This is a genomic window from Enterobacter sp. SECR19-1250 (assembly GCF_013391025.1).
Lineage (GTDB): Bacteria > Pseudomonadota > Gammaproteobacteria > Enterobacterales > Enterobacteriaceae > Enterobacter > Enterobacter cloacae.
On sequence record NZ_JACASJ010000037.1, the window covers coordinates 29,894 to 42,334 of the forward strand.

9 protein-coding genes are annotated in these 12,441 nt (G+C 55.7%); 7 read left to right on the forward strand and 2 right to left on the reverse strand.

What is annotated here, in order from left to right:
• Window positions 1–208 precede the first annotated feature (208 nt).
• The 5 genes from purL to glnB all read left to right on the forward strand — a co-directional run bounded on the left by purL (window position 209) and on the right by glnB (window position 8,535).
• Entirely contained in the window at window positions 209–4,096 is a 3,888-nt protein-coding gene (gene purL / locus HX884_RS11700; protein ID WP_178328192.1) for a phosphoribosylformylglycinamidine synthase, read from the forward strand.
• A 529-nt stretch (window positions 4,097–4,625) separates the two neighbouring features.
• Window positions 4,626–6,053: a two component system sensor histidine kinase QseE/GlrK gene (qseE, locus tag HX884_RS11705; RefSeq protein WP_023620113.1), complete on the forward strand. Its 1,428-nt coding sequence runs from the start codon at window positions 4,626–4,628 to the stop codon at window positions 6,051–6,053.
• A gap of 1 nt (window position 6,054) precedes the next feature.
• The gene (gene qseG / locus HX884_RS11710) at window positions 6,055–6,792 is read left to right on the forward strand and encodes a two-component system QseEF-associated lipoprotein QseG (protein ID WP_178328193.1); all 738 of its coding nucleotides are present in this window, start codon (window positions 6,055–6,057) and stop codon (window positions 6,790–6,792) included.
• Window positions 6,779–8,116: a two-component system response regulator GlrR gene (gene glrR, locus HX884_RS11715; RefSeq protein ID WP_178328194.1), complete on the forward strand. Its 1,338-nt coding sequence runs from the start codon at window positions 6,779–6,781 to the stop codon at window positions 8,114–8,116. The genes qseG and glrR overlap by 14 nt, the downstream gene beginning before the upstream one ends.
• A gap of 80 nt (window positions 8,117–8,196) precedes the next feature.
• A complete protein-coding gene (glnB, locus tag HX884_RS11720) occupies window positions 8,197–8,535 on the forward strand; it encodes a nitrogen regulatory protein P-II (RefSeq protein ID WP_003860685.1) in 339 nt (112 codons plus the stop codon).
• A gap of 81 nt (window positions 8,536–8,616) precedes the next feature.
• Here glnB and hmpA read toward each other — a convergent pair whose 3' ends face one another.
• Window positions 8,617–9,807 (reverse strand): NO-inducible flavohemoprotein, encoded by a 1,191-nt coding sequence (hmpA, locus tag HX884_RS11725; protein ID WP_178328195.1) that lies wholly within the window; start codon window positions 9,805–9,807, stop codon window positions 8,617–8,619.
• A 303-nt stretch (window positions 9,808–10,110) separates the two neighbouring features.
• On the opposite strand from hmpA, the gene glyA reads away from it, so the two are divergent.
• Entirely contained in the window at window positions 10,111–11,364 is a 1,254-nt protein-coding gene (gene glyA / locus HX884_RS11730) for a serine hydroxymethyltransferase (protein ID WP_013098302.1), read from the forward strand.
• A 53-nt stretch (window positions 11,365–11,417) separates the two neighbouring features.
• Here the strand turns inward: glyA and HX884_RS11735 are convergent, their stop codons facing one another.
• Window positions 11,418–11,840, reverse strand: a complete 423-nt coding sequence (locus tag HX884_RS11735; RefSeq protein ID WP_013098301.1) for a DoxX family protein — start codon at window positions 11,838–11,840, stop codon at window positions 11,418–11,420.
• Window positions 11,841–12,012: 172 nt separating this feature from the next.
• Here HX884_RS11735 and HX884_RS11740 point away from each other — a divergent pair.
• A partial coding sequence (locus HX884_RS11740) for an MFS transporter (RefSeq protein ID WP_178328196.1) occupies window positions 12,013–12,441 on the forward strand: 429 nt, incomplete at its 3' end.

The window sequence follows — 12,441 nt, forward strand, 5'->3', positions numbered from 1 at the left end:
GTTTGCCATTGATTGAGCGGCATTTTGCGTAAAGTTACGCCACTTGGCAACAAATTAGAGAAAGAGGTCACATCTATTGTTAAACGATGCCGTCGATTTTATTTCGACGCAAACGGTTTCGTCGACGCTCAGGATTCTCTATAATGACGCCCGTTTTCCCCCCTTGCGCACACTGTAAGCGCCCCGGCGCTTCGAAGACGAGAGACTTATGATGGAAATTCTGCGTGGTTCGCCTGCACTGTCTGCCTTCCGTATTAACAAACTGCTGGCACGTTTTCAGGCAGCCGACCTTCCGGTAAGCAATATTTACGCTGAGTATGTCCATTTTGCTGACCTGAATGCCCCCCTGAATGCAGAGGAGCGCGTACAGCTGGAACGCCTGCTCAAGTATGGCCCAAGTCTGAGCAGTCATACCCCAACCGGTAAACTGATCCTTGCGACGCCTCGTCCAGGCACCATCTCCCCCTGGTCTTCCAAAGCGACTGACATCGCTCACAACTGTGGTCTGAACCAGATTAACCGTCTGGAACGCGGCGTGGCGTATTACGTTGAAGCCTCCACCCTGAGCGACGCCCAGTGGCAGGCGGTGGCCGCAGAGCTGCATGACCGCATGATGGAGAGCGTATTTGCTTCTCTGGATGATGCGCAGAAACTTTTCTCCCACCATCAGCCTGCGCCAGTACAGAGCGTGGATTTGTTGGGGCAGGGCCGTCAGGCGCTGATTGACGCTAACCTGCGTCTCGGCCTGGCACTGGCAGAAGATGAGATTGACTACCTGCAGGATGCGTTCGTTAAGCTGAACCGCAATCCAAACGACATCGAACTCTATATGTTCGCGCAGGCTAACTCTGAGCACTGCCGCCACAAGATTTTCAACGCCGACTGGATTATTGACGGTGAACAGCAGCCGAAGTCGCTGTTCAAAATGATCAAAAACACCATGGAGAAAACCCCTGACCACGTGCTGTCTGCCTATAAAGACAACGCCGCGGTGATGGAAGGTTCCGAGGTGGGCCGCTTCTTCGCCGATCGCGAAGCGGGGCGCTATGACTTCCATCAGGAGCCGGCGCATATCCTGATGAAGGTAGAAACTCACAACCACCCGACGGCGATCTCTCCGTGGCCGGGTGCGGCGACCGGTTCCGGCGGTGAAATCCGTGACGAAGGGGCGACGGGCCGTGGTGCGAAACCAAAAGCGGGCTTGGTCGGTTTCTCTGTTTCCAACCTGCGTATCCCGGGCTTTGAACAGCCGTGGGAAGAAGATTTCGGCAAGCCAGAGCGCATCGTGACCGCGCTGGACATCATGACCGAAGGTCCACTGGGCGGCGCGGCATTCAACAACGAATTTGGTCGTCCTGCGCTGAACGGTTACTTCCGTACCTATGAAGAGAAAGTGGACAGCCACAACGGCGAAGAGCTGCGCGGCTACCACAAACCGATCATGCTGGCGGGCGGGATCGGCAACATTCGCGCCGATCACGTGCAGAAAGGTGAGATCGTCGTCGGTGCGAAGCTGATCGTCCTCGGTGGACCGGCGATGAACATCGGCCTGGGCGGTGGTGCGGCCTCTTCGATGACATCCGGTCAGTCTGACGCCGATCTCGACTTTGCCTCCGTTCAGCGTGACAACCCGGAAATGGAGCGTCGTTGCCAGGAAGTGATCGACCGCTGCTGGCAGCTGGGTGATGCAAACCCAATCCTCTTTATTCACGACGTTGGCGCGGGCGGCCTGTCCAACGCCATGCCGGAGCTGGTGAGTGACGGTGGTCGCGGTGGCCGTTTCAACCTGCGCGACATTCTGAGCGATGAGCCGGGCATGAGCCCGCTGGAGATCTGGTGTAACGAATCTCAGGAGCGTTATGTGCTGGCCGTCGCAGCCGATCAGCTGCCGCTGTTTGACGAGCTGTGCCGCCGCGAGCGCGCGCCGTACGCGGTAATCGGTGAAGCGACCGAAGAGAAACACCTGACCCTGAGCGATACCCATTTCGACAACCAGCCAATCGATCTGCCGCTGGACGTGCTGCTCGGCAAAACGCCGAAGATGACCCGCGACGTGCAGACTCGCAAAGCGGCGGGCAACGCGCTGGATCGTCAGGGCATTACCGTAGCAGACGCGGTGAATCGCGTGCTGCACCTGCCTGCAGTGGCGGAGAAAACCTTCCTGGTCACCATCGGCGACCGTACCGTGACCGGTATGGTCTCGCGCGATCAGATGGTGGGGCCATGGCAGATCCCGGTGGCGAACTGCGCCGTGACCACCGCGAGCCTCGACAGCTACTACGGTGAAGCGATGGCGCTGGGCGAACGTACCCCGGTAGCGCTGCTGGACTTCGCGGCCTCTGCTCGTCTGGCCGTCGGTGAAGCACTGACCAACATCGCCGCGACCCAGATTGGCGATATCAAACGTATCAAATTGTCCGCGAACTGGATGGCCGCTGCCGGTCACCCGGGCGAAGACGCGGGCCTGTACGAAGCTGTGAAAGCGGTGGGTGAAGAGCTCTGTCCTGCGCTCGGCCTGACCATTCCAGTGGGTAAAGACTCCATGTCGATGAAAACCCGCTGGCAGGAAGGCAACGAGCAGCGCGAAATGACTTCGCCGCTGTCGCTGATCATCTCCGCGTTTGCCCGTGTGGAAGACGTGCGCCATACCGTGACTCCACAGCTCTCGACCGAAGACAACGCCCTGCTGCTGATTGACCTGGGTAAAGGTCACAACGCGCTGGGTGCCACCGCGCTGGCACAGGTTTACCGTCAGCTGGGTGATAAACCGGCGGACGTGCGTGATGTGGCCCAGTTAAAAGGCTTCTACGACGCCATTCAGGCGCTGGTGGCGCAGCGTAAACTGCTGGCCTACCACGACCGTTCCGACGGCGGCCTGCTGGTGACCCTGGCGGAGATGGCCTTCACCGGACATTGCGGTGTTGAAGCGAACATCGCGACGCTTGGCGAAGATCGTCTGGCGGCACTGTTTAACGAAGAACTCGGCGCGGTGATTCAGGTGCGCGCGGCCGATCGTGACGCGGTTGAAGCCCTGCTGGCTCAACACGGCCTGGCAGACTGCGTACACTACCTGGGTAAAGCCGTTCAGGGTGACCGTTTCGTCATTGAAGCGGATGGCCATGCGGTGTTCAGCGAAAGCCGCACCACGCTGCGTATGTGGTGGGCGGAAACCACCTGGCAGATGCAGCGCCTGCGTGATAACCCGGACTGTGCCGATCAGGAACACAACGCCAAGGCCAACGACAACGATCCTGGCCTGAACGTGAAGCTCTCCTTCGACATCAACGAAGACATCGCTGCACCGTACATTGCGACCGGCGCGCGTCCGAAAGTCGCCGTGCTGCGTGAGCAGGGCGTCAACTCCCACGTTGAGATGGCCGCGGCCTTCCACCGTGCGGGCTTTGATGCCATCGACGTTCATATGAGTGACCTGCTGGCAGGTCGCACCGGTCTGGAGGATTTCCATGCGCTGGTGGCGTGCGGCGGTTTCTCCTACGGTGACGTGCTGGGTGCCGGTGAAGGCTGGGCGAAGTCCATTCTCTTCAACAGCCGCGTGCGCGATGAGTTCGAAAGCTTCTTCCATCGTCCGCAAACCCTGGCGCTTGGTGTGTGTAACGGCTGCCAGATGATGTCTAACCTGCGCGAGCTGATCCCGGGCAGTGAAGCGTGGCCACGCTTTGTGCGTAACCAGTCCGACCGCTTTGAAGCACGTTTCAGCCTGGTCGAAGTGACTCAGAGCCCGTCTCTGCTGCTGCAGGGAATGGTAGGGTCGCAGATGCCAATCGCCGTTTCTCACGGTGAAGGTCAGGTAGAAGTGCGTGATGCCGCCCATCTGGCTCAGCTTGAGAGCAAAGGCCTGGTGGCGCTGCGCTTTGTTGATAACTTCGGCAAGGTGACGGAAACCTATCCGGCTAACCCGAACGGCTCGGTGAACGGGATCACGGCGGTCACCAGCGAAAGCGGCCGTGCGACCATCATGATGCCACACCCTGAGCGCGTGTTCCGCACCGTGAGCAACTCCTGGCACCCGGAAAACTGGGGCGAGGACAGCCCGTGGATGCGTATCTTCCGCAACGCACGTAAACAGTTGGGTTAATCGGTATTGCTCTTTAAAGCCCGGTACGCGAAAGCGCTACCGGGCTTTTTTATGTGTGTCGCAATTTCGCGACAGACCCGTAATGCCACTGTCTCCAAAAGGAGACATTTAACTCCTTGATTTATATATAGCAGGGGCGGTTCCCGTTAAGGTGTTGCTGATTAGCGACACTTAGCCTGGAAATCATTCAGCGAGCAATTAACGGTGGAAACCCATAAATTATATAAATATCAATGCGATAATATATTTATTTGCATTTTGGCACATCTATTGCATAATATTAACCAGTGGCTCATTCACCTTCTTATGTCAGCCCCTTCGGGACGTGCTACATAAACTTCGAATGACGCACAAAAAGGTGCCTGCCGTCCAACTACTGATCATAGCGTTGCTTTATCAGGACAGGGCGAAACGTCGAGTTAGGCACCGCCTCATTCCATGACAAAGCCGGGTTTTTACCCGGCTTTGTTGTATCTGAAGGGCAGACTCAGTTACGCTCTCCTCAAACCCATTCAAAGAGAGTAATGCGTTGAAACGCTGGCCCGTTTTCCCCCGTTCCCTGCGTCAACTCGTAATGATGGCCTTTTTGCTGATCCTGCTGCCTTTACTGATCCTGGCCTGGCAGGCGTGGCAAAGCCTGAACGCGCTCAGTGCTCAGGCGGCACTGACTAACCGCACGACGCTCATTGACGCCAGACGCAGTGAGGCGATGACCAACGCCGCGCTGGAGATGGAGCGTAGCTATCGTCAGTATTGCGTGCTTGACGATCGCACGCTGGAAAAGGTCTACCAGAATCAGCGTAAACGCTATAGCGAGATGCTGGATGCGCATGCCGGCGTGTTGCCGGACGATAAGCTCTACCAGGCATTACGTCAGGATTTGAACGATCTGGCCCAGCTGCAGTGTAAGAACAGTGGCCCTGATGCCGCCGCAGCCGCGCGCCTTGAAGCCTTTGCCAATGCCAATGCTGAGATGGTGCAGTCTACCCGTGCGGTGATTTTCTCTCGCGGTCAGCAACTGCAGCAGGAGATTGCCGAACGCGGTCAGTTCTTTGGCTGGCAGGCGCTGGTGCTGTTCCTGGTCAGCCTCGCGCTGGTGTTACTTTTTACCCGAATGATCATCGGCCCGGTGAAGGGCATCCAGCGGATGATCAATCGTCTGGGGGAGGGGAAATCACTGGGCGATACGGTGGCCTTTAAAGGCCCGCGCGAGTTGCGTTCCGTGGGGCAGCGGATTATCTGGCTTTCGGAGCGCCTGTCGTGGCTGGAATCCCAGCGTCATCAGTTTTTACGTCATATTTCCCACGAGCTCAAAACGCCGCTGGCCAGCATGCGCGAAGGCACGGAATTGCTGGCAGACGAAGTGGCGGGGCCGCTGACGGTGGAGCAGAAAGAGATTGTTGAGATCCTCGACGCCAGCAGCCGCAATCTGCAGAAATTAATTGAGCAACTGCTCGATTACAACCGCAAGCTGGCGGATGGAGCGGTCGTCCTCGAAAATGTCGAGATTGAGCCGCTGGTGGATATGGTGATCTCTGCCCACAGCTTGCCTGCAAGAGCTAAAATGATGCATACCGGGGTGGCGCTTAATGAGCCAACCTGCCTGGCTGAACCGATGTTATTGATGAGCGTTCTGGATAATCTTTATTCCAATGCGGTGCACTATGGTACTGAATCCGGTAACATTTATATCCGAAGCTATACGAATGGTTCACGGGTCTTTATTGATGTCGCCAACACCGGCACCCCGATCCCCGATGACGAAAGAGAGATGATATTTGAACCCTTCTTCCAGGGAAGTCATCAGCGAAAAGGTGCGGTTAAAGGAAGCGGTCTGGGGTTAAGTATCGCCCGGGACTGTATACGACGCATGCAGGGGGAGCTAAACATTGTCACGGATGAACGTTCCGATGTTTGCTTCCGTATCGAACTGCCCCTGAGCCGGAAAAACCAATAAAATGAAGCTATGTCTGGTGAGTATGTCACACGTCTTTTTCCGCGCCATACGCGCGGTGTTTTCCCGTAAAACGTTGCGCCTGAGTCTGTCTTGTTTATTGCTGGCGGGGTGTGTTTCCCATGTGCCAAAAAGTGCCATTAGCGATAAACAGGAAGATAAATGGCCAGAGAATCAGCTGGCAGATTTTCTCTCAACCCGCTGCGACGACATCTGGAACCTGTCGGGGCATGACGTCGAAACCAATCCTCTGTTCTGGCTACGCGGAATAGACTGCGCGCAGCGTCTGGCTCCGGTTGAAGCCCGCTCAAAAGCGGCGATGCTGGACGACGATACCTGGCAGGACGCCTTCAAGCGCGGAATATTGCTTGGAGATGCCAAAATTACCCCTGTCGAACGACGCACGAACGTCACGCGGCTCGACACCTTTGTGGCATATCTTCCCGCTCAGGTACGCCCTGTTTATCAGCTCTGGCGCGATGGGCAGACATTACAACTTCAGCTGTCTGAAGAGCGCTCCCGTTACAGCAAGCTGCAACAGTCAACCGACAGCGAGCTGGATACCCTGCGTCAACAGCAACAACATTTGCGTACGCAACTGGATACCACGACCCGTAAGCTGGAGAACCTGACCGATATCGAAAGACAGCTCTCGTCGCGTAAATATCAACCAGCGAGTTCATCCGCTGTACCGGACAGCGATACACCGAAACAAGAGGATGTGAAGCATGACGAGCCGTAAACCTGCCCATCTCCTGCTGGTGGATGACGATCCCGGTTTGCTCAAGCTGTTGGGAATGCGTCTGGTCAGTGAAGGCTACAGCGTCGTGACGGCTGAAAGCGGGCTGGAGGGGCTCAAAATTCTCGCCCGGGAGAAAATTGACCTGGTGATAAGCGACCTGCGGATGGATGAAATGGATGGCCTGCAGCTGTTCGCAGAGATTCAGAAGCAGCAGCCGGGCATGCCGGTGATTATCCTGACGGCGCACGGCTCGATCCCGGATGCTGTCGCGGCGACACAGCAGGGGGTTTTCAGCTTCCTGACCAAGCCGGTGGACAAAGACGCGCTGTATAAGGCCATCGACAGTGCGCTGGAACATGCTGCCCCGTCGAGCGATGAGGCGTGGCGGGAGCCGATTGTCACGCGTAGCCCCATCATGCTGCGTCTGCTGGAACAGGCCCGGATGGTGGCGCAGTCTGACGTCAGCGTCCTGATTAACGGGCAGAGTGGCACCGGGAAAGAGATCCTGGCTCAGGCCATCCATAATGCCAGCCCGCGCAGCAAAAACGCCTTTATTGCCATTAACTGCGGCGCACTGCCGGAACAACTGCTCGAATCTGAACTCTTCGGCCACGCCCGCGGTGCGTTCACCGGTGCAGTCAGCAGCCGGGAAGGCCTATTCCAGGCGGCGGAAGGCGGTACGCTTTTCCTGGACGAGATTGGCGACATGCCTGCGCCGCTGCAGGTCAAATTACTGCGCGTGCTGCAGGAGCGAAAAGTGCGCCCGTTGGGCAGCAACCGCGATATCGACATTAACGTGCGCATCATCTCCGCCACGCACCGTGATTTACCAAAGGTAATGGCGCGCAATGAGTTTCGTGAAGATCTTTACTACCGCCTGAACGTCGTGAACCTGAAAATTCCGGCGCTGGCCGAGCGTGCGGAAGATATCCCTTTGCTGGCGAATCACCTGTTGCGCCAGTCTGCGGATCGCCACAAACCGTTTGTGCGGGCGTTTTCCACCGATGCGATGAAGCGGCTGATGGGCGCAAGCTGGCCGGGAAACGTGCGTCAGCTGGTTAACGTGATAGAGCAGTGCGTGGCGCTGACGTCGTCACCTGTCATCAGTGACGCGCTGGTGGAGCAGGCGCTGGAAGGCGAGAACACGGCACTGCCGACGTTTGCCGAAGCGCGTAACCAGTTCGAGCTAAACTATCTGCGTAAGCTGTTGCAGATCACCAAAGGTAACGTGACCCACGCGGCACGCATGGCCGGACGCAACCGCACCGAGTTCTATAAGCTGCTGTCACGCCATGAGCTGGAAGCCAACGATTTTAAAGAGTAGTACCGCAAATTTCGAATGAATATGATACTGTGAGCAATCGATTACGACGCGGCTTACAGGCAAGAGTTTAAGGACCCACCATGAAAAAGATTGATGCGATTATTAAACCTTTCAAACTGGATGATGTACGTGAAGCACTGGCGGAAGTGGGCATCACCGGTATGACCGTGACCGAGGTGAAAGGTTTTGGTCGTCAGAAGGGCCACACCGAGCTTTACCGTGGTGCAGAGTACATGGTGGACTTTCTGCCGAAAGTGAAAATTGAAATCGTGGTAAGCGACGATATTGTCGATACCTGTGTGGATACCATTATCCGTACGGCGCAAACGGGTAAAATTGGCGACGGTAAAATCTTCGTCTTTGACGTGGCGCGCGTCATCCGTATCCGTACCGGCGAAGAAGACGACGCTGCGATTTAACATTGCCAGCGGTTTTGCAGACCGGGTCAGGCGCAGCCGCCATCCGGCAAGAAAAGCCCCTCGTTCGAGGGGCTTTTTGTATTACAGCACTTTATGTGGACCAAAACATTCGTAATGGATGTTGTCTTTATTGACGCCCAGCTCAACCAGCTGTTTCGCGGCATACTGCATAAACGCCACCGGACCGCAGACGTAGAACTGCATCTCCGGCGCGCTGAACGCACCTTCATGCTGGCGTAAATCCATCAACCCTTCGCTGTCAAAGCGGGTCGCTGTACGATCGGCATCCGTTGGCAGACGATACCAGGTGTGCGCGGTGAAACGCGGCAGGGTAGCACCCAGCGTTTTCACCTCATCAGCAAAGGCGTGCACATCCCCGTTTTCAGCGGCGTGGAACCAGTTAACCTGCGCGCTGTGGCTGGATTTCGCCAGCGTGTCCAGCATCGCCAGCATAGGCGTTTGACCCACACCCGCAGAGATCAGCGTCACCGGGGTATTTGCCTCAACGGCCATAAAGAAATCGCCCGCCGGCGCAGCCAGATGAACCACGTCGCCCACGCTGGCTTCGTTATGCAGCCAGCTGGAAACCTGACCGCCGTCCTCGCGTTTCACCGCAATACGGTAGCCTTTGCCGTTTGGCTTACGGGTGAGGGAGTACTGGCGGATCTCCTGATGCGGGAAACCTTCAGGCTTCAGCCAGACGCCGAGATACTGCCCCGGCTGATAATCGGCAACGGGTTGACCATCCACCGGCTCGAACTCAAAACTGGTAATCAGCGCGCTACGCGGCGTTTTCTCAACAATGCGGAAGGCGCGGGTCCCTTCCCAGCCACCGTTCTTGCTGGCGTTTTCGCTGTAGATCTGCGCTTCTCGGTTGATAAAGACGTTTGCCAGCACGCCGTAAGCTTTGCCCCAGGCGTCCAGTACCTCCTGGCCCGGGCTGAACATCTCGTCCAGCGTCGCCAGCAGGTGACCGCCCACAATGTTGTACTGCTCGGGTTTGATCTGGAAGCTGGTATGCTTCTGCGCGATTTTCTCCACCGCAGGCAGCAGGGCTGGCAGATTTTCAATGTTGCTGGCGTAGGCCGCGATGGCATTGAAAAGCGCTTCCCGCTGATCGCCGTTACGCTGGTTACTCATGTTGAAAATCTCTTTCAACTCCGGGTTGTGCGCGAACATGCGGTCGTAGAAATGAGCGGTGAGCTTAGGGCCTGTCTCCACCAGCAGGGGAATGGTGGCTTTAACGGTAGCGATGGTTTGAGCGTCGAGCATGAGCGCGTCCTTCTGATGTGAACTTAATGATGTATTTTAAATGCATCTTATAAAAATAACCCTGCGATGTAAATGGTTCTTTGCAAGATGAAATATATGCATCACAAACCTGAAAAGAAATCCGTTGAAAATGACGAGGGCTTTATTCCTCAAACCCTTGCGTGGCGTGAAGGAAAACGTTTGCGTAAAATCGTTTGTCAAGACCTGTTATCACAGAACTATTCAGTTATACTGTTGCCCGTCGTCCAACAGGACTGCCTTTTCAGGCCAAATTTTACTTGTTAGCTGAGTCAGGAGATGCGGATGTTAAAGCGTGAAATGAACATTGCCGATTATGATGCCGAACTGTGGCAGGCTATGGAGCAGGAAAAAGTACGTCAGGAAGAGCACATCGAACTGATCGCCTCCGAGAACTACACCAGCCCGCGCGTCATGCAGGCGCAGGGTTCTCAGCTGACCAACAAATATGCTGAAGGTTACCCGGGCAAGCGCTACTACGGCGGTTGCGAGTACGTTGATATCGTTGAGCAACTGGCGATTGACCGTGCGAAAGAACTCTTTGGCGCTGACTACGCTAACGTCCAGCCGCATTCCGGCTCTCAGGCAAACTTCGCGGTCTACACCGCGCTGCTGCAGCCGGGCGATACCGTTCTGGGTATGAACCTGGCGCAGGGCGGTCACCTGACTCACGGCTCCCCGGTAAACTTCTCTGGCAAACTGTACAACATCATCCCTTACGGTATTGATGAGTCAGGCAAAATTGACTACGAAGACATGGCGAAGCAGGCTAAAGAGCACAAGCCGAAGATGATCATCGGTGGTTTCTCTGCTTACTCCGGTATCGTTGACTGGGCAAAAATGCGTGAAATCGCAGACAGCATCGGTGCTTACCTGTTCGTGGATATGGCGCACGTTGCCGGTCTTATCGCCGCGGGCGTTTACCCGAACCCGGTTCCTCATGCTCACGTTGTGACCACCACCACGCACAAAACCCTGGCGGGTCCACGCGGTGGCCTGATCCTGGCGAAAGGCGGCGATGAAGAGCTGTACAAAAAACTGAACTCCGCTGTGTTCCCAAGCGCACAGGGCGGCCCGCTGATGCACGTGATCGCGGCAAAAGCTGTCGCGCTGAAAGAAGCGATGGAGCCAGAGTTCAAAGTCTACCAGCAGCAGGTTGCCAAAAACGCCAAAGCGATGGTGGAAGTGTTCCTGAACCGTGGTTACAAAGTGGTGTCCGGCGGTACTGAAAACCACCTGTTCCTGCTGGATCTGGTTGATAAGAACCTGACCGGTAAAGAAGCTGACGCCGCCCTGGGCCGCGCCAACATCACCGTGAACAAAAACAGCGTACCAAACGATCCGAAGAGTCCGTTCGTGACCTCCGGTATCCGTATCGGTTCTCCGGCTGTTACTCGCCGCGGTTTCAAAGAAGCGGAAGTGAAAGAGCTGGCTGGCTGGATGTGTGACGTTCTGGACAACATCAATGACGAAGCGGTTATTGAGCGCGTAAAAGCGAAAGTTCTGGATATCTGCGCACGCTTCCCGGTATACGCATAATTCTTCTGCTTAGCAGAAATAAAAAGGCCGCGTTTGCGGCCTTTTTTTATGTCTTAACGTCGGTCGAGGGATATTGCTCCCGGTCCCACAATGGCCAGCAGGATAAATGCGCCAGCAATACTGACGTTCTTGTAGAAATTAATCATATTCGGCACAACCGCATCCCCGGTCATGTCCCAGTAATGGTGACCAATAACTGCCGTGCCCAGCGTGTAGAACACAAACAGTACGGCGAGAGGGCGGGTGAAAAAGCCCAGCACGATCAGGATGGCGGCAGGGACTTCCATCACCACGGCGATAATGGCCGCCAGCATGGGCATTGGCGCGCCAAGCGACGTCATATATTGTACGGTGCCGTTAAACCCCGTCAGTTTTGGATAGCCGAAGATAATAAAGAGTACGACAAGCGCGATACGGGCAATCAACAACAACAGGTGGCGTGACTGACCGAAATCGAAATAGCGAAGTGAGTTCATGGCAGAAAACCTCTGCAAGTGGAGTAATTTAAACGTAATACACATTTTCGTTCCCTGCCATAAGCCAGACGACTGCATTGAATGTTAATTTTTCGTTAATTTATAGCAGGCTATCTACTTGCTTAATTTTTATATTCTCGCCAGACTATGGCCTCCATTTCGGGAGGGATTAATGGTCTTGCATTCCACGCGCTGGCTGGCGCTCAGCTATTTCACCTATTTCTTTAGTTACGGTATTTTTCTGCCTTTCTGGAGCGTCTGGCTCAAGGGAATTGGCCTTACTCCGGAAACCATCGGTGTCCTGCTGGGGGCGGGGCTGGTGGCGCGTTTCCTTGGCAGCCTGCTGATTGCACCGCGCGTCAGCGATCCCTCCTTACTCATCAAAGCGGTGCGTATTCTTGCCCTGTTAACGCTGGTCTTTATGGCCTGCTTCTGGGTCAGCCATCAGTTTGCCTGGCTGATGGTGGTAATGGTCGGCTTTAACCTGTTCTTCTCCCCGCTGGTTCCCCTGACGGACGCTCTGGCAAACACCTGGCAAAAGCAGATTGTAGATTCAACCTGTCAACGCAACACCCTTTTCAATTATCTCTTTCGGTGTTTT